The sequence below is a fragment of the Cryptosporangium minutisporangium genome (assembly GCF_039536245.1).
Classification (GTDB): Bacteria; Actinomycetota; Actinomycetes; order Mycobacteriales; family Cryptosporangiaceae; genus Cryptosporangium; species Cryptosporangium minutisporangium.
This window is the reverse complement of sequence record NZ_BAAAYN010000006.1, coordinates 54,386-75,024: the sequence shown is the minus strand read 5'-3', so window position 1 is coordinate 75,024 and position 20,639 is coordinate 54,386. Positions and strand designations below refer to the sequence as shown.

At 70.4% G+C, this 20,639-nt stretch carries 18 protein-coding genes; 10 read left to right on the top strand and 8 right to left on the bottom strand.

The window, feature by feature from the left end:
- Nucleotides 1–43 precede the first annotated feature (43 nt).
- A complete protein-coding gene (locus tag ABEB28_RS05090; RefSeq protein WP_345726790.1) occupies nt 44–1,360 on the top strand; it encodes a GDSL-type esterase/lipase family protein in 1,317 nt (438 codons plus the stop codon).
- A gap of 40 nt (nt 1,361–1,400) precedes the next feature.
- Here ABEB28_RS05090 and ABEB28_RS05085 read toward each other — a convergent pair whose 3' ends face one another.
- Both ABEB28_RS05085 and ABEB28_RS05080 read right to left on the bottom strand, forming a co-directional pair.
- On the bottom strand, nt 1,401–1,982 hold the full coding sequence (locus tag ABEB28_RS05085) for an HdeD family acid-resistance protein (protein ID WP_345726789.1): 582 nt from the start codon (nt 1,980–1,982) through the stop codon (nt 1,401–1,403).
- A gap of 81 nt (nt 1,983–2,063) precedes the next feature.
- Complete coding sequence (locus tag ABEB28_RS05080; RefSeq protein ID WP_345726788.1) at nt 2,064–2,288, bottom strand: hypothetical protein; 225 nt, start codon at nt 2,286–2,288, stop codon at nt 2,064–2,066.
- A gap of 256 nt (nt 2,289–2,544) precedes the next feature.
- Between ABEB28_RS05080 and ABEB28_RS05075 the strand changes: the two genes are divergently transcribed.
- Together ABEB28_RS05075 and ABEB28_RS05070 are read left to right on the top strand one after the other, a co-directional pair.
- Entirely contained in the window at nt 2,545–3,042 is a 498-nt protein-coding gene (locus ABEB28_RS05075) for a DUF1269 domain-containing protein (protein ID WP_345726787.1), read from the top strand.
- Nucleotides 3,043–3,065: 23 nt separating this feature from the next.
- Complete coding sequence (locus ABEB28_RS05070) at nt 3,066–3,581, top strand: hypothetical protein (protein ID WP_345726786.1); 516 nt, start codon at nt 3,066–3,068, stop codon at nt 3,579–3,581.
- 13 nt (nt 3,582–3,594) lie between these two features.
- Here ABEB28_RS05070 and ABEB28_RS05065 read toward each other — a convergent pair whose 3' ends face one another.
- Nucleotides 3,595–6,321 (bottom strand): winged helix-turn-helix domain-containing protein, encoded by a 2,727-nt coding sequence (locus tag ABEB28_RS05065; RefSeq protein WP_376981215.1) that lies wholly within the window; start codon nt 6,319–6,321, stop codon nt 3,595–3,597.
- 231 nt (nt 6,322–6,552) lie between these two features.
- Between ABEB28_RS05065 and ABEB28_RS05060 the strand changes: the two genes are divergently transcribed.
- Complete coding sequence (locus ABEB28_RS05060) at nt 6,553–6,783, top strand: hypothetical protein (protein ID WP_345726784.1); 231 nt, start codon at nt 6,553–6,555, stop codon at nt 6,781–6,783.
- Between the two features lie 56 nt (nt 6,784–6,839).
- Nucleotides 6,840–7,988: an AI-2E family transporter gene (locus ABEB28_RS05055; protein WP_345726783.1), complete on the top strand. Its 1,149-nt coding sequence runs from the start codon at nt 6,840–6,842 to the stop codon at nt 7,986–7,988.
- Nucleotides 7,989–7,993: 5 nt separating this feature from the next.
- Here the strand turns inward: ABEB28_RS05055 and ABEB28_RS05050 are convergent, their stop codons facing one another.
- Entirely contained in the window at nt 7,994–9,451 is a 1,458-nt protein-coding gene (locus tag ABEB28_RS05050) for a hypothetical protein (protein WP_345726782.1), read from the bottom strand.
- Between the two features lie 280 nt (nt 9,452–9,731).
- Between ABEB28_RS05050 and ABEB28_RS05045 the strand changes: the two genes are divergently transcribed.
- The gene (locus ABEB28_RS05045; RefSeq protein ID WP_345726781.1) at nt 9,732–10,199 is read left to right on the top strand and encodes a DUF6325 family protein; all 468 of its coding nucleotides are present in this window, start codon (nt 9,732–9,734) and stop codon (nt 10,197–10,199) included.
- Nucleotides 10,199–10,531, top strand: coding sequence for an SHOCT domain-containing protein (locus ABEB28_RS05040; RefSeq protein ID WP_345726780.1), 333 nt, complete (start codon nt 10,199–10,201; stop codon nt 10,529–10,531). The genes ABEB28_RS05045 and ABEB28_RS05040 overlap by 1 nt, the downstream gene beginning before the upstream one ends.
- Before the next feature lie 76 nt (nt 10,532–10,607).
- Here ABEB28_RS05040 and ABEB28_RS05035 read toward each other — a convergent pair whose 3' ends face one another.
- The 3 genes from ABEB28_RS05035 to ABEB28_RS05025 all read right to left on the bottom strand — a co-directional run bounded on the left by ABEB28_RS05035 (nt 10,608) and on the right by ABEB28_RS05025 (nt 13,695).
- The gene (locus ABEB28_RS05035; RefSeq protein WP_345726779.1) at nt 10,608–11,105 is read right to left on the bottom strand and encodes a DUF6069 family protein; all 498 of its coding nucleotides are present in this window, start codon (nt 11,103–11,105) and stop codon (nt 10,608–10,610) included.
- A gap of 131 nt (nt 11,106–11,236) precedes the next feature.
- Entirely contained in the window at nt 11,237–12,145 is a 909-nt protein-coding gene (locus ABEB28_RS05030; protein ID WP_345727048.1) for a formylglycine-generating enzyme family protein, read from the bottom strand.
- A 47-nt stretch (nt 12,146–12,192) separates the two neighbouring features.
- The gene (locus tag ABEB28_RS05025) at nt 12,193–13,695 is read right to left on the bottom strand and encodes an arylsulfatase (RefSeq protein ID WP_345726778.1); all 1,503 of its coding nucleotides are present in this window, start codon (nt 13,693–13,695) and stop codon (nt 12,193–12,195) included.
- Nucleotides 13,696–13,891: 196 nt separating this feature from the next.
- Between ABEB28_RS05025 and ABEB28_RS05020 the strand changes: the two genes are divergently transcribed.
- From ABEB28_RS05020 to ABEB28_RS05010, 3 genes are all read left to right on the top strand, one after another.
- Nucleotides 13,892–14,824, top strand: a complete 933-nt coding sequence (locus ABEB28_RS05020) for an HAD family hydrolase (protein WP_345726777.1) — start codon at nt 13,892–13,894, stop codon at nt 14,822–14,824.
- A gap of 99 nt (nt 14,825–14,923) precedes the next feature.
- On the top strand, nt 14,924–16,132 hold the full coding sequence (locus tag ABEB28_RS05015) for an MFS transporter (protein WP_345726776.1): 1,209 nt from the start codon (nt 14,924–14,926) through the stop codon (nt 16,130–16,132).
- Nucleotides 16,133–16,233: 101 nt separating this feature from the next.
- On the top strand, nt 16,234–18,801 hold the full coding sequence (locus ABEB28_RS05010) for a winged helix-turn-helix domain-containing protein (protein WP_345726775.1): 2,568 nt from the start codon (nt 16,234–16,236) through the stop codon (nt 18,799–18,801).
- A gap of 36 nt (nt 18,802–18,837) precedes the next feature.
- Here ABEB28_RS05010 and ABEB28_RS05005 read toward each other — a convergent pair whose 3' ends face one another.
- On the bottom strand, nt 18,838–20,580 hold the full coding sequence (locus ABEB28_RS05005; protein ID WP_345726774.1) for a SulP family inorganic anion transporter: 1,743 nt from the start codon (nt 20,578–20,580) through the stop codon (nt 18,838–18,840).
- Between the last annotated feature and the right edge of the window lie 59 nt (nt 20,581–20,639).

Below are 20,639 nucleotides of genomic sequence, written 5' to 3'. Positions count from 1 at the left end.
CCCTGTGCCTGGCCGGACGACGCTGGGATCAAAGGAGACGCAGATGTCGCGTAGGCGAAAGCTCCGCCGCAGTCACGGTGGGGCCGCACTCACGGCCGTGCTCCTCCTCGGAACGTTGTTCGTCTCTCCGGGTACCGCCGCCTCGGCGGCGTGCACGGGCAGCGGCTGGGTCGCCAGTTGGGCGGCCAGCCCCACCGACGCGCTGGTGCCAGTGGACGCCAGCGGCGGTCCCGCACCGACGAGCGTCACACGCCAGACGCTGCGGATGATGATCAGCCCGCACCTGGGTGGTTCGACGCTGCGGATCCGGCTCACGAACCGGTTCGGCTCGTCGCCGGTGACGTTCGGCCGGGTGACGGTGGCGAAACAGCAACGCGGCGCCGCGATCGGGGCTGCTACTCCGGTCCTGTTCGGCGGCAAGACCAGCGTGACGGTCCCGGCGGGATCCGATCTCGTCAGCGACGCCACGCAGTTCACCTTCGCCGCTTTCGACCACCTCGCGGTCAGCATGTACGTCCCGGGCCGCGCCGAGTCGGTCACCAAGCACTGGAACGCCAACGCCACGTCGTACCTCACCCCGGCGCTGAGCGGCGACCGGACCGCCGAGACCAGCGGCGCGCCGTTCACGACCCGAACGGGTAGCTGGCTCTACCTCGGGGGCCTCGACGTCGAGGCCCCGACCTCCACCCACGCGGTCGTCGCGTTCGGTGACTCGATCACCGACGGCTTCGTTGGAGGAAGCCCGCTGAGCATCCCCGCGGACAAGTCCGTCGCCGACACCGACCAGCGGTATCCGGACTTCCTCCAACGCCGTCTTCTCGACGCCGGGGCACCGATCTCGATCGTCAACGCGGGGATCGGCAGCAACATGCTGCTCACCGACGGCACGCCGCTGATGCTGGGGCCGAGCGGAGTGAAGCGCTTCGGTCAGGACGCTCTGGCGCATCCCGGCGTCACCGGCGTCCTGCTCCTCGAAGGAATCAACGACCTCGGTCTGACCCGGAGCTCCGCCGTCAGCCTGATCGCGGGGCTCACCACCCTGGTCGACCAGGCACACGCTGCCGGGGTGAAGGTCTGGCTCGGCACCATCCTGCCCGCGTCCAACGCCCTGATCGACGGCACCCTTCTCGCGCCCGACAGCGAACGGAACCGGCAGCAGGTCAACACCTGGATCCGGCAACAGGATCTCGCCGACGGTGTGGTCGACTTCGATCTCGCGCTGCGCGACCCGTCGAACCCCTCCGTGCTGCGCGCGGAGTACGCCTCCGTCGACAACCTGCACCCCAGCCCGGCCGGGTACCGAGCGATGGCCCAGACGGTCGACCTGAACCTGCTCGCCTCCCCCGGCTGTGCTGCCTGAGGCCGATGGCTCCGGCCTGGGCGTCCGCCGCGCAGGTGTCTCAGGCGGGGCGAGTACGCAGGGCGGCGATCGCGACGTACGTCAGGCCGACACCGAGGACGATCAGCGTCGTCGCGCCGATGTAGAGGAACGCGGTCAGGCTCAGCCCGGGCCAGACCAGCAGCGCGATCGAGGCGATCATGGCACCCACGCCCAGAGCGATCCGCCAGCCCTTGGCCGGCCCACCGGAGCCGACCGCGAGAACGATGGCAGCGAGCCCGTCGAGTAGCCAACCGATCGCGACGATCACCAGCAGCAGCGCCAGGGAGCCGGTGACGTTGCGCATGCAGAGGATGCCGACGATGGCGACGAAGACGCCGAAGATGATGCCGAGTATCCGGTGCAGCAGCGGTGTCCCCGTGGTGAAGAACATCAGCGCGGTCCGCGACACCCCGGTCGCCAGCAAGTTGAGGCCGAACAGGAACGCGACCACGCGCAACGTCGCGTCGGGCCAGGCGAACGCGACGATGCCGAGGACGATCGTCACGATGCCCGCGGCCAACTGCACCCAGTTCCAGGCGCGGAAGCTATCCGCCGAGTTTCCGCTGATGCGGTCGGCACGGTGCTCGGTGTCGTACGTCATCACTCTCTCCTTGTCAGCCGAGACCGGCTCGAATGCGTCATCCCCGGCGGGCGAACGCGGGGGGAAGTGAGACGGAGCCGGTCACTGGTCCGGGCCGTCGTCCGGGTGAAGCCGCCGCACCTCGACGAGGTGCAGCCCGAGGCCGTGGATCCGGGCGATGAGTCCCACTACGGCCGACTGGTCCGGCAGCGATCCGTGTAGCACGGTCTCCGGCGGCTCCACGCTGACCGTGAGGTCGCGCAGCTCAGCCAGTAGTTCAGGGGGAATCACCCCGGAGACCCTGAGCTGATATGTCGCCTCAGGCATCGATGCACTCCCTCCGCCCGCCACGTCCGACCTCCGGGTAGTGCGGCCCGGAGATCGATCCCGCCGGCCTAAGCCTGTGCCGATCGCACCGGGGGCACGTCATCCCGCGGGGATGAGCCCGGACGCCGCATCGTGACCGACGCCGGCGGTCGCCCGACCGGGCTGCGCCTCATCCGGTGGGGGTGACGACGTGCCGACCCGGCACGGGTGGACTTGGGGCACGACGCACGAGAACTGAAGGGAAGGGCCCTGGATCATGGCAACACTTGTCGCCATCGGCTATCCGGACGAGACCACCGCGACAGCTGCGGCACTGGAGGCGCATCGGCTCAGCAAAGACCTCATCATCCAGCCCGACGCGATCGCAGCGATCATCCGCGACAAGGAGGGCAAGTTCCACGTCACCACCAGTCATCAGGAGGTACGCACCGGCACCAGCTGGGGCATGTTCTGGGGATTCTTCTTCGGTATCCTCTTTTTCATCCCTGTGCTGGGCATGGCGGTCGGTGCCGGGCTCGGTGCACTCACCGGCAAGCTGACCAAGAACGCGGTCAGCAAGCAGTTCGAGGAGCAGGTGCGGGACATGCTCCAGCCCGGTACGTCGGCCCTGTTCCTGGTCGTCGAGAAGGTCACCCCGGACCGGGCCGTCGAGGCACTCAGCCGGTACGGCGGCACCGTGCTCAAGTCCTCGTTGTCCAAGGACGCCGAGGCTGAGCTCCAGGACGCCCTGCACGGCCCGGAACAGCGGTCGTAGAAGCGGCGAAAGGTTTACCGCGCATGACCGACGCGGATTCCCGGCCCCGCCGCTCCCTCTGGGTACGTCTCACGCACGAGTCGGAGGAGGCGACGGCGGCCGGGATCTACGGCCTGATCGTCGGGGCCGCGGTGCTGGTCGCCTCCCACGCGGCGCGGGCCGCGGCCGTGGCCCTGGCCGTCCTGGGCACGCTCGTGATCTATTGGGCGGCCGAACGCTACGCCCGCATCGTGGCCGAACGCATCCACGCGGGGCACCGGCCGGCCTGGCGCACCGTCCGCCGGCAGCTCACCAGCGGATGGGAGCTCGTGACCGCCTCCGGCCTGCCCCTCCTGGTCCTGCTCGTCGCCAGGCTGGCCGGGGCCCGGCTGATCGTCGCGGAGATCGCCTCGCTGACCTGCACCACCGTTCTGCTCTGTTTCGCGGGTTGGCGGATCGGCGTGAACGGTCGGCTCAGCCCGATGGAACGGCTCGCCTCCGCGGTGACCGCCGGCCTCTTCGGCGCGGCTTTCATCGCGCTCAAGACGCTGCTGCACTGACCCGGCACCGACCTCAGATCAGGTTGAGTGCACGGGCCCGCCGTACCGCCTCGTTGCGCCGAGAGGCGGACAGCTTGCGGAGGATGCTCCGCACGTGCGTCTTGACCGTGTTCACCGAGATGTACATGGTCGCCGCGATCTCTTCGGTCGGCAGCATCTCCGCCATCCCCCGAAGGACGTCGAGCTCCCGCTTGCTCAGCGCCTCGACGATCATCGGTTCGGCGTTCGCCGGATCGGTACGTGCCGGATCGGCCGGCGCCAGGCGGCTCGGTGTCGGCTCGGTTCCGAGTGGACGGTTGCCCAGGATGAGCCGCTCGTCGTCGCGCAGCACCCGGCGCAGCCCACCCCAGACCTGATGGAACGGCCGGCGGTACGACTCGGGCCCGGCGACGCGCATCGCCCTGCGCACCGCCTCGCGAGCACCCGGCGCGTCGTCCTGACTCGCGGCGATGGTCGCCAGCAAGAGCCAGGCATCCAGGGAGACCGGCACCGAGACCCCGGCCGCGTCGGCGACGGTCCGCGCGATCTCGTGCGCCTGCCGCCGCTCGCCCCGCAGGAGCAGGAGTGCCGCACGCACGACTTCCACCTCGGGCGCGTGCGGATCGGGGAACCGGTCGAACGATTCGACCGCCGGCTCGTCCGGGTGTCCGACCGCGATCGACATGCCGACCCGGCTGAGCACGATCTCCCGGCCCAGCCAGGTCGGCGGAGTCAGGCCACTCTCGACGCCGGCGCGCAGGACGTCCATCGCCGTCCGCACATCTCCCCGGGTCTGCAGTCGGCGGGCCCTCACGAGGGCGTACGCCGCAGCAGGGAGCGCGTCGGCGTCGGATTGACACAGCGGCTGCGCGGCGCGAAGGTGCCGGTCAGCGGCGTCGATGTCGTACCGTTCGAGCGCTACCCAGGCGAGCGCGACCTCCGCGGCGGCCGGCCAGCGCCCGAGATCAAGTCCTCTCAGGCCGCACTGACCGGCCAGGTCGAGGGCTTGCAGGGCCGCGCTCTCGGCGCGGGACAGGTGGCCCCGGTAGGCCTCGATCAGCGCGAGGTGACCCAGACAGCTGATCTTCAGCGACTCGCTACCGATCGGAACGGCCGCCGCGGCGGCGCCGAGAACGTCCGCAGCCGCATCGACGGCGCCGGTCCCGCTGAGTGCCCTTCCCTCGGCCGCGAGCCGCAGCGCCCGCAGTTCCGGATGCCGAGCGAGCAGGTGCTTCGGGGTGATGCCGAGGAACGCGTCCACGACCGGGAGCAACTCCCCCACCTGCGCCGCGTCCGTTCCGTCCGCGAGCAGCAGGATCTGGAGGACGAAGCAGGTGAGCGTGAGCCCGTCGGCGCTGTCGCTGCCCCCTGCGCTGAGCAAATCCCCGGCGTACGCCAGCTGCTCGGCGGCGTGGGCGGGCCGACCGTCGCCGTAGGCCAGTGCGGCGCGGATCATCACCGCCTCGGCATGCTCGAGGTGGTCCGGCATCTCGGCGAAGAGCCCGCCGAGCCGTCCGGCGCTGCCCTCGATGAGGAGCCGGCCCACCGCGTAACCCTCGATCAGCATCGCGGCTGCCCGGCTCCAGTCGCCCGCCCGGATCGCGTGACCGACCGCCTCGACGAGCTCACCGTTCTCGGCCAGCCACTCGGCGGCCCGGGCATGCAGGACCGCCACCTGCTCCGGCTCCGTCCACGCGAGCTGAGCCCGCAACAACTCGGCGAAGAGCCGGTGGTACCGGTACACGTCCGAACCCTCGGCGACCGGCTGGATGAACGCGTTCTCCCGGCTGAGGGTCGCGAGCATGCGGTGCGCGTCCGGCCGTTCGGTGACCGCGGCGGCGAGTTCCGGCGTGAAGGTGTCCAGGACGCTCGTCTCCAGGAGGAACTGTCGCACCAACGGCGACTGGAGCCGGAGCACCTCTCCGATGAAGTACTCGGCGATGGTCGACTCCCCGCCGGAGATGGTCGACACCAGCCGCTCCGCGTCGCCGCTGCCCTGCAGTACGCAGGCGCAGAACCGGATTCCGGCCGCCCAGCCCTCGGTGTGTTCGAGGAGCGCGTCGAGTTCGCGTTTCCCCAGCATGACGCCGTGCAGCTCCATCAGCCGCCCGGCCTCGGCCGCCGTGAACGCCAAATCCGCGGTCCGCAGCGCCTGGAGCTCCCCGGCGAGCCGGTAGCGGTAGAGCGGAAGCGGCGGGTCCCATCGGCCGGTGAGGACGAGTCGCAGCTTCGGCGTGTGGGTGAGCAGGAAATCGAGGCCGTCGGCCCAGTCCCGGCCGGGAAGCTGCGACACCCCGTCCAGCACGAGGACGACCGGGCTGGGATGCTCCTCGATCGCGGCGGCGAGCCGCCCGAGCGTCGGACGGCTGACCGCCGCCCCCGGCGCCGCCGGGGTGAGCAGCGGTACCGGCACACCGGCCCGGCGCAGCCCTTCCATGACGTACGTCCAGAACGTCGACGCGTGCTCGTCGCCGTCCTCGAGAGTGATCCAGGCGATCGGCCAGTCGACGACGCGATTCCGCACCCACGACGCGAGCAGTTGGGTCTTGCCGCTTCCGGGCAGACCGGTGACGAGCGTGACCGGGCCGCGTACCGCCTCGGTCACCCGGGCCAGCAGAGCCGGTCGGGAAACCATGAACGGCGGGGCCGCCGGTATCGCGAACTTGGAGGCGAGCAACGAACTGTCCGGGTGGTCCTCGGAAGCCGGTTGGTCCCCTGAAGCCACGGGCGGATTGGCGATGAGTTCCGTCGTCACGTCCATTCCCTTCGGAGGCCGACCCGGTTGCACTCCGCGTTCAGACTCGGCCCGCCACCACCGCACCGCATCCTCCGGATCGGATAGTAGTAACCCCTCGTACCACTTCCGTCACTCCGCGCTCGGCGGTTTCCCCCGCTCATTCCTGTCGGGTGAGGTCGCGCGCCGCAGCCGCGGGCAGTCTCGGGGACGCACTCCGCCGGGAGACCGGGCCGCCGGCAGACAGGGAGACACGCCATGCACGCGCGCTACGAAGTCCGGGTACGCGGCCTCCTCGGTCCGGTGCTGCGGCTCGCCCTCGGCGACGTGCGCTGCCGCGCCCTGCCCCGGCAGAGCACCATCCGCGGTCGGCTGACCGAGGACGACCTGGATCGCCTCCTCGCCCGCCTGGACGGATCCGGAGTCGAAGTGCTCTGCCTGAGCCTCGAATCGGCCGCGTCAGTCGACCCGGATCGCGTGCGGCCGTGACAGGGACGTCGGAAGCCAGGCCCGGCTGGGTCCGGCCGCGGAGACGGCCGCGGCCGGTGCCGGGTCGGAAGCGGTTCGCGCCGTGGCCGGACAGCCGCGGTAACGGACCCCCGGTCCCCAGCCCGCCCACCGGACTACCGCGCGGCGTCGTAGTCCTGTTGGGAACGGCCTGCGCGGTGGTCGTCGTCGCGGGCGTACGCGGAGTCGCCGACATCGTCGCACCGGTCTTTCTCGCGCTGATGCTCACCATCACCGTGAGCCCACTGACCCAGTGGCTGCGCCGGCACGGGACCCCGGTCTGGCTGGCGATCACCGCCACCATCGTCGCGAGTTATCTCATCCTCATCGGCCTCGGCGGCGCTTTGATCGTCTCGGCAGCCCAGTTGATCGATCTGCTGCCGGAGTACGCCGCCAGATTCGCCACGCTGCGCGAAGACATGGTTGAGGGGTTGAGCGGCTTGGGCGTCAGCACCGAGCAGATCCGCGACGCGGTCGCAGGCGTCAATCCCACCGCTCTGGCGGGACTGGTGGGGACGGTAGCCGGAAGCCTCGCGGGCGTCCTCTCGAACGGGGTGTTCTTGCTCGCGGTGCTGTTCTTCCTGTGCGTCGACGCGGTGCACTTCCCGGCCCGGCTGCATTCCGCCATCGCCGAGCGCCCCCAGGTGGTGAGCGCGCTCCGTACGTTCGCTCACGGCACGCGAAGGTACTTGCTGGTCTCGACGGTCTTCGGACTGATCGTCGCCATCATCGACACCCTGATGCTGTGGGCGCTGGGCGTACCGCTACCCGTGCTGTGGGGCCTTCTCGCGTTCATCACGAACTACGTACCCAACGTCGGCTTCGTGATCGGCCTGGTTCCGCCGGCGTTGCTGGGCCTGCTGGAGGGCGGCGCCGACCTGATGGTGACGGTGATCCTGCTCTACTGCGCCGTCAACTTCGTCATCCAGTCGCTGATTCAGCCGAAGGTGGTCGGCGATGCGGTCGGTCTGTCCGCGACCGTGTCGTTCCTGTCCCTGGTGGTCTGGGCCTGGATGCTCGGCCCGCTGGGCGCGCTGCTCGCGATCCCGCTGAGCCTGCTCGCCAAAGGACTGCTGATCGACATCGATCCGTCCGCCTCCTGGCTGAACAGACTGCTGGCAGGCGGTCGGCCGGCCGAGCCGCTCGCCCCGACGGAGTCTCCCCCGCCACGCGGCTCAGCGCGCTGACGCGGTCAGGCGAGGCGCTCCTGCTGCCCGCGGCCGATGAGGGTGACCGTCACCTCGTACGCGACCAGCACGACCAGGATGATCAGCAGGGCGGTCCACGACGAGAACACCAGCGCGAGGATGCCGGCCACCACCAAGCCGACGATGCGCAGCGGGTCGAGGTAGCGCACGACGAAGCCCGGCCCTCGGGTGGCCAGCGCACCGGCTCCGGTCCGGGTCCAGCGCACGCCGCCCGCCGCGCCGCGGCGCACCTGTCGGCGCAGCCAGACCGGGAGCACTCCCGGCCCGACCAGGTAGGCGATCAGCGCGAGCGCGATCCCGATCCAGATCAGCTGCGTCCCACGCTCCCGGAGCGAACTGAGCACGGTGGTCAGAGCGGCGTCCACGCCGTCGCGATACACACCGTCCGGCACCTCGGCCAGGACCTGCCGTCGGATCGCGCGCAGGATCGCGGTGATCGCCACCGCCGCGATGACGAGCCAGATACCGAGTTGGACCGCGGTGCGCCGGCGCAGCGGCGAGATGGCGAACGCCGCGAGCAGCAGCACGATGGTGGCACCGACGAAGATCGCCAGGTCCCGCTTCGCGGTCGCCACCGCCTCCTGGGCCGCCTGGAGCTGACCGGCGTCGTAGACGGTGAACTGGGCGAAGTTCGCCGGGAGGGCGACGCCGAGGGCCGACTCCACGCGGGCCCGCAGGTTCGCTGGGATCTCGCCGCTACTCAGGTCGGGAAGGCTGATCTGCTTGCCGAACAGGGTGGGCAGCTCGGCGCTGAGCTCTCGCAGTACCTGGTTGATCAGCGGCAACAGGTTGATCTGGATGCGGTCGTCGCGCGCGGTGATCAGGTCGCTTTCCCCCTCGATCACCGCGAGCAGACGCTGGTGGAGCTCCTGGTTCAGCCCGACCCAGATGGCCTGGAACCGGTCGCTCGTCAGGACGGTGTCGACGGTCCGGCGGACCTGCTCACGCATCTGGCCGGTGAGCGGTCCGACCACGAACCCGGCCTGCGGCGGCAGCACCTCGCGCAGTCGCTGGTCGACGTCGAGCACCCGGAACAACTCGGTCGTGGCGTACTCGGCGACGGCCGCCGACACCTTCGGGTCCTGCGGCAGCGGCGCGACCGTGGCGACCCAGCGGTCGGTCTCCAGCGTGGTCCGCGCCGCCCAGAGCCCGACGACGCTGGTGACGAGCGCGAATGCGGCGATCACCACCAGGGTCGCGGCGACGAAGCGACGCGCCGTCGTGATTCCGGTTCGTTGCCGGGGCGGGGCGGCGAGACGCTCGCGCAACGCAGCCACCTCGGCGCGGAGCCTTACCAGCTCGTCGTCGTCGGGCACGGCCCCGGGCGGCCTGGTGTCCCCGTCGTGGTGCGGCTCCGGGGCGAGGCTCTGGTCCGCCGCTGTCGGCTGCCCGGCTGTCGGCTGCCCGCCGGGTGAGGTCGCGGGCGAGGGAGTCGCTGTCATGTCTCTTCCTCCGCACCAGGTGGCCGCACCCCACTGAGGTGCTCGCCAAGTCCCGCCGACCTTCCACGGCAACCGCCACCGTCGCCTCATCCGGTAGGGATGAACGCCCTGCGACGGCTGTGCCGTGCGCGAGCGCTGCCGCGGCCCGCCGTTCATCCCCGGCGGATGACGTTGACCCTCCCCCGACAGCGCACGCTGGACTTCGTCCGGCGTTGCCCCCGCCCCGGCCGGCACCGTCCACGACGAATCCGAGGAGAAACCATGGGCAGGAGACCAACCGATGGCTGACGACCTGCAGGAGATGGGTCCGGTCGACTACCTCTGCATCGAGTTCCCCCAGGGCAGCCTCGACGGCACTGCGCTGCCGCTCCTGGTCGACCTGGTGGACCGGGGAATCGTCCGGATCCTCGACATCATGTTCGTCCGCAAGAACGTCGACGGCACGGTCATCGCACTGGACGAGAGCGCCGTCGAGTTCAGCGGGCTGGGGGTGTTCCAGGGCGCGTCGTCGGGCATGCTCGGCGGCGACGACCTGCGCGAGGCCGGCGAGATCCTGGAGCCGGGCGCGGCGGCCGCGATCCTGGTCTACGAGAACCTGTGGGCGGCGCCGCTCGCCGTCGCGTTGCGCCGTTCCGGCGCCCGCCTCGTCGCGGGTGGCCGTATCCCGGTCCAGCAACTGCTGGCGACGCTGGACGACATCGAGGCGGACGCCGAACGCGCGGCCGTCGCGGGAGGAAGGGGAGTCTGATGCCGGGTCTACTTCGTGGCATTGCCCGTACCGCGGTGGTCGCCGGCACCGCGACCACTGTGTCCAACCGCGTCTCCCGGCGGCAGGCCGGCCGGTGGTCGCAGCAGGCGGCGGCGCAGCAGCCGGCGCCGCAGCAGCAGTACGCACAGCCCCAGCAGCAGCCGTACTACGCTCCGCCGCCGCCCCCACAGCCGGCACCGCAGCCCACCCCGCCGCCGGACGCCATGTCGGCGAAACTGGAGCAGCTCAAGCAGCTCGGCGAGCTGAAGGCGCAGGGCGTGCTCACCGACGCTGAGGTGGAGCAGCAGAAGGCCCGGATCCTGGCCTCCTAGATTCCGCGCCGGTCTCCGTACGGGCAGTCACCGATACGGGGGCCGGCGCACCGCTGTGCGCCGGCCCGCCCGCCGATCAGCGATATCCGTAAGGAGCCTGCCCCGGTGCCGGACGCGCCGGGGCTCGCACGACCGCGCTCCTCGCCGTCCCGGCGACCAGCGACCCGATCGCGAGGCCGAGAACGAAGTTCAGCCCGGCCGTGTACAGCCGCGAGCCGAGGCTCGCGTCGGTCACGAAGGGCGCGAGCATGGCGGCCACCGTCGCCAGCCCCACCACCCACCCGAAAAAGCTCATCGGTCGTGGCGTGGTGAGCAGCAGCACGTGGGCGATCCCGGTCGCGACCAGGGCGGCCAGCGCAGCCATCACGGCGTACCAGCCGGTGGACGCGTCACCCCAGACGCCGTTCTCCTCGGGGGCCAGCACGGCCACGTCGAACAATCCGCGGCCGACCAGGATGCCGACGATCGCGATCAGCGCCGCGACCGCAGCGGTCGCGGCGCCGCCGCCCCAGAGCAAGCCGGCGTTCACGGCCGGCCGCGGCGCGGGGGTCATCGGCGCATTCATACCGGTCATGTGGTCCTCCGAGATGCAGGGAAGCTACCGGCCGAGCGTCCTGCCCAGCGGTCCGCCTCGCCTCACCCGGCGTGGATGAAAGCCTCAGCGCTCCCGGGTGGCTGCGACGGAGTTCGCGGGCCCGGCGAATCTCAGTGCGCGGCCCGCGACACGCAGCGGAAGCCGATGTGGCTCATTCCAGTGTCGATCATGTGGGGCCGCCGCGCCGCCGGCCGGTACCGCAGGCAGTAGCTGTCCGCACAGAGGAAGGAGCCGCCCTTGATGACTTTGCGGGGGATCCTGATCTGTGGCTGTGCGGGGTCGTAGCTCTGCTCCCGCTTCCCGCCACGGGGGTCACGAGGCGCGCAACAGGGTGACAGGTCCACCCAACGGCGCTCGGCGTACCAGTCCTGCGTCCACTCCCAGACGTTGCCAGCCATGTCGGCCAGGCCGTAGCCGTTCGCCGGGAACGAGCCGACCGGCGTGGTCGCCCCGTAGCCCGGCTCGGCCCGCCAGGGGAAGTCGCCGTGCCAGTAGTTGGCCCGGCGCTGCTGCGGCGTCTCGGGGGCGTCGCCCCAGGTGTAGGGCGCCCCGTCGAGGCCGCCGCGCGCCGCGTGCTCCCACTGCGCCTCGGTGGGCAGCGCGAGCCCGATCCACGCCGCATACGCCGCGGCGTCCTCGTAGGCCACGTGCACCACCGGATGGTGCGCCCGGCCGTCGAGATTGCTGCCCGGACCCTCCGGACGCCGCCAGCAGGCGCCCGGAACCCACGCCCACCACTGGCTGAGGTGGCGCAGATCGACGGGGCCCGCCGTGCCGACGAACACCATGGACCCCGCCACCAGGTTCTCCGGCGGAGCGCCGGGGAAGTCGGCCGGGTCCAGCGGCCGCTCGGCGACCGTCCGGTAGCCGGTCGCGGTGACGAACGCGGTGAAAGCCGCGTTCGTCACCGTGGTCCGGCAGACCCAGACCCCGTCCACCTGTACCGAGCGGGCCGGAGCCTCCTCCGGCCCGTGCTCGTCGGATCCCATCCGGAAGGTGCCCCCGGGGACCCAGACCATGTCGTCCGCCGGCTGGGGTCGATGACCGAGCGAAAAGGTCGCCTCGGTCACGCGCTGCCGATCCCGGTCTGCAACTTCGCCAGTACCTGCTCGAGGCTGAAGCTGGCCGGCTCCTGCCTCCGCGGGAACTCGGCGAAGCTCTGAAGCATGTTGAACACGTACGACTGCATCGGCACCACGATCCATGCGTGGTCGAGCACCCAGTCGTAGTAGGTGTTCGAGGTGATGTCGGCCCGCTCGTACGGGTCGGTGCGCAGGTTGAAGATCTTCGGCACCCGCAGTGGGGTGAACGGCTCGGCCCACACCCGCAGCGTTCCGGGGGCCCGCTGCTCCATGAAGACCAGCTTCCAGTGTGCGAACCGCACCGCGGTCAGGTCGCCGTCGTCGGAGACGTAGAAGAAGTGCCGGCGTGGGCTCTCCTCGGCTTCCCCGGTGAGGTACGCCGTCTGATCGTGGCCGTCGAGGCACACCTTGAACCGGGTGCCGTTCAGCTCCACGCCGGCCTTCAGCTGATCGACGATGTCCGGCACGCCGGCGGCGGCCAGCAGCGTCGGGAACCAGTCGGCGTGGCTGACCATCCCGTTGAACACGGTGCCCGGGGTGATCCGTCCCGGCCACCGCACCACAGCGGGTACCCGGTAGGCGCCCTCCCAGTTGGAGTTCTTCTCCCCGCGGAACGGCGTCATGCCGCCGTCCGGCCACGTGTTCATGTGCGGACCGTTGTCGGTGGAGTAGACGACGATGGTGTTCTCGGCGATGCCGAGCTCGTCGAGCAGCCCCAGCAGTTCGCCGACGAGCTTGTCGTGGTCGACCATCGCGTCGTGGTAGTCGGACTGCCACCGCCCCGCCTGGCCCCTGCTCTCGGGCTTGACGTGGGTGCGGAAGTGCATGTGGGTGGAGTTGAACCACATGAAGAACGGCTCTTCGGCGGTGGCCTTGTCCCGGATGAAGCCGGACGCGGCCGCGAGGAACTCCTCGTCGACGGTCTCCATCCGCTTCTTGGTCAGCGGACCGGTGTCCTCGATCCGCTGCGTGCCGTCCTTCTCCGCCCAGGAGTGAATGACCCCGCGCGGACCGAACCGCTTGTGGAAGTCGGGCATCTCCTCCGGCGTCGGGTAGTCCTCGAGCTCGGGCTCCTCCTCCGCGTTGAGGTGGTAGAGGTTCCCGAAGAACTCGTCGAACCCGTGCGCCGTCGGCAGGTGCTCGTCGCGGTCGCCGAGGTGGTTCTTGCCGAACTGGCCGGTCGCGTAGCCGTGTGCTTTGAGCGCGGTCGCGATCGTCGGGTCCTCCGGCTGCAGTCCGACGGTCGCGCCCGGCATGCCCACCTTGGTGAGGCCGGTACGGATCGGGTTCTGGCCGCAGATGAAGGCGGCGCGTCCCGCGGTGCAGCTCTGCTCGCCGTAGTAGTCGGTGAAGCGGGCGCCCTCGGCGGCGATGCGGTCGATGTTCGGCGTGCGGTAGCCCATCAGCCCATCGGTGTAGCAGCTCAGGTTGGCGATCCCGATGTCGTCACCCCAGATGACGAGAATGTTGGGCCGGTCTGTCGGCATCGTTGGCCTCCACGTCGTGGACAGATCAGTACCGTTCCTGGCGAGTGAACGATGGGCACTCCTCCGGCCGCCTCATCCGGCGTGGATGAAGGTTCCGAGGACCGGAGTCCCTGGCCGCCGCGAGCCGAAGTGCCGTGCGCTGCGATCACTCGTGCGGGATGAGGCCGCGCACCACGTGCCGGCCGATGGTGGACCGGTGACCTCCATTCCTGAAGATCGACCGGCGCTCCCCAGCTGGCGCGAGGGCGACGCGAAGCGCAGCATCGTCGAGTTCGTCCGGCGCGCCTCCTCCGAGGTGCCGGTGGAAGAACGCGTGGCCGTGTTCGACAACGACGGAACACTGTGGTGCGAGAAACCACTGCCGATCCAGCTCGACTTCATCCTGCGTCGATTCGTCGAGATGGCCGAGGCCGATCCGGCGTTACGGGACCGGCAACCGTGGAAGTCGGCGTACGAACGCGACTACGGATGGCTCGACGCGGCGCTGGTCGAGCACTACGCCGGCGACGACCGCAACGCCAACGTGATCGCCGGCGGCATCCTGGCTGCCCACGGTGGGATCTCCGTGGAGGAGTTCGAGGCCGGAGCCGGCGAGTTCCTGCGTACCGCGGAGCACCCGACGCTGGGCCGGGCCTACCTGCGCTGCGGCTACACGCCGATGGTCGAGCTGCTCGACTACCTCTCCGCCCACGGCTTCGCCAACTACATCGTGTCCGGCGGCGGACGGGACTTCATGCGGCCGATCAGCCAGGAGGTGTACGGCATCTCCCGGGAGCGGGTCATCGGCAGCGCCGTCGCGCTGGCCTACCGCGGCGACGAGAGCGGCGGCACGATCATCCGCCGTCCGGAGGCCGACTACCTGGACGACGGCGACGAGAAGCCCGTGCGGATCTGGAATCGAACCGGCCGTCGACCGCTGCTCGCCGCAGGCAACTCGAACGGCGACGTCCCGATGCTGCACTTCACCCAGCATGCGGACAAGCCGTTCCTGCGTCTGCTCGTCCGGCACGACGACAAGGATCGGGAGTTCGCCTACGCGGCGGGTGCCGAGGAAGCCTTCGACGAGGCCGACCGGCTCGGCTGGACGGTCGTCAGCATGAAAGACGACTGGTCGACCGTTTTCGACTGAAGACGGCGACACCCAGACACTGAGGCCGTAGCCAGACAATGCCATTGATCGCTGCAAGCATGCCTGGAATAGTCCGCTGGGGACACCGGGGGTGCCGTGATGGCAGTGGCTCGTACCGTGACCGCACCGACGAGGCGGCCGGACCGTCGCGCGATGCTCGCCGTCGCGGTCCTGGGGTACGTGCTCGCCTCCTGGGCATGGGCGTTGATGGCGCCGCTGGCGCCGCTGCTGGACGACGCTCTCGGGCTGACTCCGATGCAGCAGGCCCTCGCGGTGTCGTTACCCGTGGTCGTGGGCACGCTGGGGCGGGTACCGGTCGGCGCGCTGACCGATCGGTTCGGTGGTCGGCTGGTTTTCGTGTTGGTGACCGGCGCGACGATCGTCGCGTTGCTGGTGCTCGCCACGTTCGGAACTCGATCGGTGGGGGGTCTGCTGATCGGTGCGACGCTGCTGGGCGTCGCGGGCACCATGCTCACCGTCGGGGTGCCGTTCGTCAGTGCCTGGTTCCCCGACGCTCATCGGGGCCTCGCTATCGGTGCGGTCGGCGCCGGCCTGTGCGGTAACGCGATCGGCGGGTTCACCGCGGTCCGGCTGACCCAGGAGTACGGCATGGCCGCGCCCTATCTGGTCACCGCCGCCGCTCTTGGCGTGTTCGCGCTGGTCGCGGGCGCGGCTGCGCGCAACGCGCCGGCGCAGACACCGCGCGCGGGAGCGGCGCGAATCAGGGTCGCCGCGGTGCTGCGGCTGCCGATCACCCGACAGGCGACCCTCTGGTACACGGTCAGCCTCGCCCTGTTCGCGACGTTCTCCGCCACCCTGCCGCTCTACCTGGTCAACACCTACCGCCTCGGTGCGGCTCGGGCCGGTGACGTGCTGGCGGTGTTCGTGCTCGTCTCGGTGTTCACCCGGCCCGTCGGCGGGTGGCTGGCGGATCGGCTGACGCCGGCACGGCCCCTCGCCGCCGCGATGATCGTTCTCGCCGTCGCCACGGCGGTGCAGGCGTTCACCCCGCCGTTGGCCCTGACGCTGGCCGGTACCCTGCCCGTTCTGGCGGTCGGCCTCGGCATCGTCAACACCACCGTCATCGCCCAGATCGCCGCGACCGTGCCGCCGACGATGATTGGCCTGGTCACCGGGGTGACTTGTGCGATCGCCGGAATCGCCGGGTTCCTGAGCCCACTGCTCATGGCGTTCTCCTTCACCCGGTACGGCGACTACGGGCCCGCTCTGGGGGCACTCGCCGCCGGCAGTGCCTTTGCGGCGTGGATCGCCGTGATCCAGATACGACGCGCCGGTCGGACTCCGTGACGGCCCTCGGGCAGCCCGTCGATCCGGGCGCGCTTCCCGTGTTGGTCGTCGCCAAGACAGCGCCCCCGCGGAGACTTCGTCCCGGTGTCGATCGTCGGCGCTTGTTCAGCCTGCTCGATGCCGGGGTGCAGAACCCGGTGACGCTGGTCTGTGCGGGTGCCGGCTGGGGCAAGACCATGCTGGTCTCGACCTGGGCACGCACGCGGACCGCTCCGGTCGCCTGGCTCAGCCTGGACAAGCACGACAACGACCCGCAGCGCTTCTGGGGGTACGTCCTCGCGGCACTCGATGCCGCCGGCATCGTCCCGCCGAACCACGCACTCGCCGAGTTACGGTCCGTCCCCACGGACGAGCGGGAACGCGGCCGGCTGTTGAGCTCCGGGTTCGGGCAGCTGTCGAACAAGACAGTGCTGGTCCTCGACGACTTCCACGAGATCGACGATCCGCGGGTGCTGCAGGAGATGAACGATCTGCTCCGGCGGCCACCGACGCCGCTGCGCCTCGTCCTCATCAGTCGGCAGCTACCCGCACTGGCCGTGCAACGCCTCCGTGCGGAGGGCCAGGTCGCCGAGATCCGAGCGGACGACCTGATGTTCACCGATGAGGAGGCCGCCGCCCTGGCGCACGGGCACGGGCTCGAGCTGGCCGCGGCCGAGGTAGGACAACTGCTCGAGCGGACCGAAGGGTGGGCGGCCGGGCTACAGCTCGGTGCCGGTTTCCTCGCCGACGGCAACGGCGGGCGCTCGATCGCCGACCTCGCCGGGGACATCCGCAGCATCGACGACTACCTGACCAACGAGGTCCTGGCCAACTGGCCCGCGAACGAACGCCGGTTCCTGCTGCAGACGAGCATCTGCGAGCGGCTCTGTGCCGGCCTCGCCAACGCGATCACGGCGCGACACGACGGACAACGCACGCTCGAACAGCTGGAACACAGCAACGACTTCGTCGTTCGGCTCGGCGCCAAACCGCTGTGGTTCCGCTACCACCACCTGATGCGCGACGCGCTGAGGCACCGGCTGTCGCTGGAGGACCCCGCGGCGGTGGCCGAACTGCACCGCCGGGCCGCCCGGTGGTACGCCGCGAACAACTCGGTCCTGGAGGCGTTGGACCATTCCCTCGCCGCTCAGGATTGGCCCTACGTCGGACAGCTCGTCGCCACCCAGGGCGCCCCACTCATCCTCTCCCCGCAGCAAGACGCGTTCCTCAAGATCCTCCAACGAGTGCCGCCGGACCAGAGCTCGTCGACGCCGGAGCTGATCTTCTGCAGCGTGGTGCTGCTCTTCCAGGCCGGCAACTACGAGGCCATCCCGGCACGTATCGCTCGCGCCCGGGAGATGCTCGGGCAGCGGGGTGACACCGCCACTCGCCGCCCCACCGAGCTCATGCTGTTGACCCCGGAGATGCTGGCCGAACGTGCCGTCGGGAACATGCGGGCGGTCATCGCGGTCAGCACCCAGCTGCTTGACCTGCTCGCCGCCGACGCGTCGGCCGACGGCCTGGTCGCCACCCAGCAACGCGCCGTCGCCCTCAATCACCGGGGTCTCGCACTGCTGTGGACCGGCCGACCGGAGGCCGCAGCCCGCGACCTCCGAGCTGCCGCCAGCGCAGCGCGCACGGCGGACCTGGAATTGACCGAGATGAACGCCACCGGCCACCTGGCGCTGCTGCAGATCTTCTGTGGTTCGGCCGACGAGGCCGCCCAACTCGCCACCGGCGTCCGCACCCTGGCCGAGCGGAGGGGCTGGCGATACTCACTGCAGACGGTGGCCGCCCACTTCGCCCAAGCACTCGTCGAGCTGGAGCGTCACGACCTCGACGCCGCCCAAGAGGCACTGCGTCAGGGCACCCATGCCCACCACGGCAACCCGGAAGCCGCACAGCGGCTCGTTGCGCTCGGCATCGAGGCCAGGCTGGCGGTGACCCGCAGGGAGCCGACCCGAGCACGCCTCTTCCTCGACGAGGCCCGTCGTGAACGCAGCCCTCGACTGCACGCCCCCACGCTGGACCGCTGGATGTCGCTGATCGAAGCCGAGGTGGACCTCGCCTCCGGCGGGTCCGAGCAGCCCCACCGGGCAGACATCACGCTCGCTCCGGACGCCACACTCGACTTCGCCCACCGAGTGGCCCGCGCCCGGTTCGCATTCGCCGCCCACGACCTGCGGCGCGCCGAGGAACTGCTGCGGTACAGCCCGACCACGCTGACCCAGACCGTCGCCACCGTGGAGGCCGGTGTGCTCGGTGCCATCGTCGCCGACGCGCGTGGACACGCTATGCAGGCGGTCGACCAGCTCCGCGACACGGTCGCCTTGGCCGCACGCGAAGGGATTCGCCGTCCCTTTTTCACGATGGCCGACAGCCGCCTCGACGCGATCATGCAGCGGTTGCGACTGCTCGGCGGCGAGACGCCGTTCCTCGATCAGATCATCAGCGAAGTGCGGGCGGGCACCGGGGTCTCCGCCGACATGGCGATCGCCCAGGGCCTGAGCGAGCGGGAGATCGAAGTCCTGCGCTACTTGCCCACGATGTTGAGCGCCGCGGAGATCGCTGGGCTTCTCGGCGTCTCGGTCAACACCGTGAAGGCCCACCTGAGAGCCATCTACCGCAAGCTGGGCGCCGCCCGGCGCAGTGAGGCGGTCGCGATCGCCCGCCAACGCGGCATCCTCTGACCCGCGAACGGGGCCCGCCCACACCCTGCCCGAGGTTCAGCTCACCGACTCGAGCCAGCGTTTGGCGGCGTGATAGCCCGCCAGGCTCGACTCGCCGACCACGTCGCTGGCCTCGAAGGCCCGAACACCCGGCACCTGCTCGACGGTCCGCATTCTCCGCATCTGCCGCAGGACCGCGGGATCCACCCCGCTCAGGTAGAGCCGTCCGCCCGCGTCGGCCAGCCGCTCGGCGTAGTCGGTCAGAACGGCGAAGGCCGTCGCCCCCAGCAGCGCCCGCCCGCGCAGCCGCAGCACCACCACCGGGTGCTCGGCGTCGGCCGGATCGGGAAGCCGGGCTTGGAGTGTCCGGGCCCCGGCGTAGAACAAGCTTCCGTACACATCCAGGAGTACGACCTGGCGCGACTCCAGCCGGGGGGCACACGGCTGCTCCAAGAATGCACCGTCGTCCCGGGGGGTCAGCTCCACCACCTTCAGGTCCAGGGCCTCCTGGTTGAGCTGCAGGATCAGCGACAGTGCCACCCCGATGCCGACAGCGGCCGCCACCGGTAGGAACAGCGTCGCGAGAAACGTCGTGACCACGGCGATCTGGGAGATGCGGCCGGTGCGCAGGATCGCGCGCACGTCGTCGATCCGGAAGGAGCCGATCGCCGCGAAGATCAGCACCGCGGCGAGCGAGGACGTCACTACCGAGCTGACCAGCCCGGAGAAGAGCAGCAGCAGCACCGCCATCCATAGGCCCGAGAAGATGGCGGCGGAGCGGCCGGTCGCTCCGGCCGCCACGTTCACCGCCGTCTGGCCGACCGACCCGCCGACGGGCTGCCCGCGGAACAGTCCGGCGAGGATGTTGCCGACGCCCTGCGCCAGGAAATCCCGGTTGGCGTCCGATCGACTCTTGTCCGGGTTGGGCGCGGCCTCACTGACCCCGGCGCCCTGAACCAGGACCACCGCCGCGACCGCGAACGCGCCGGCGAGCAGACTGAACGAGAAATCCGACAGGCGCGGCAGCGTCGGTGTCGGCAGGCCGCTCGGGATCGCACCGCCGTCACCGGCCAGGGGCACGCTATCCGCCCCGAGGACCGCGACGACGACGCTGGGGACGACCAGAGCGACCAGCGTGGAGAACGCGGCCATCCTGGTGCGGCGCAGGGCCACCAACACTCCGAGGGCGAACAGCCCGGCCAGCAGCGCGCCGGACGTGATCCGGGAGGGGTGCAACAGCAGATCCCACGCCTTGGCCAGCGCGAAGGGCCCGGTGGCCTCGGCGCCCACCAGATCCGGGAGCTGGCCGAAGAAGATGTTCGCCGAGACGCCGGAGAGGAACCCGATCATGACCGAGTGCGGCACGAACCTGGTGTAGCGGCCGAGTTTCGCCACGGCGGCCAGGATCATCAATCCCCCGGCCATCAAGGTGAGCAACAACAGCGCACGCGGCCGATCCGCAGCGGGCACCGCCGCCACGGCGGATCCCGCGGCCAGCGCCGCTGCGCCGGTCGTGGTGATGACCATCAGGCGCGAGCTAGCGGTAAGGCCTCCGCCGACCCTGCCGAAGATGCTCGCGTACAAACCGTGGACGGGGTTCACTCCGGCCAGGACACTCGCGGCCATGCTGTCGGGCACGCTGCTGATCGCCCCAGGCAGCCCGGCCACGAGGTTCTTGCGTAGGTCGCGTCGTTCGAACGCCGGCCACCTCAGCCATTTCCGCACCGGACGAGTCTCGACGCTGCCGTCCGGGTGCGTCGTCACCCGCAGCAGATGAGCAGGCGGGCAGACCCAGCTCACCCGCACGGGATGGGCCGGTCGCCACCGTCGAAGGCGACGATGAGCAACGCCCGTCGCTC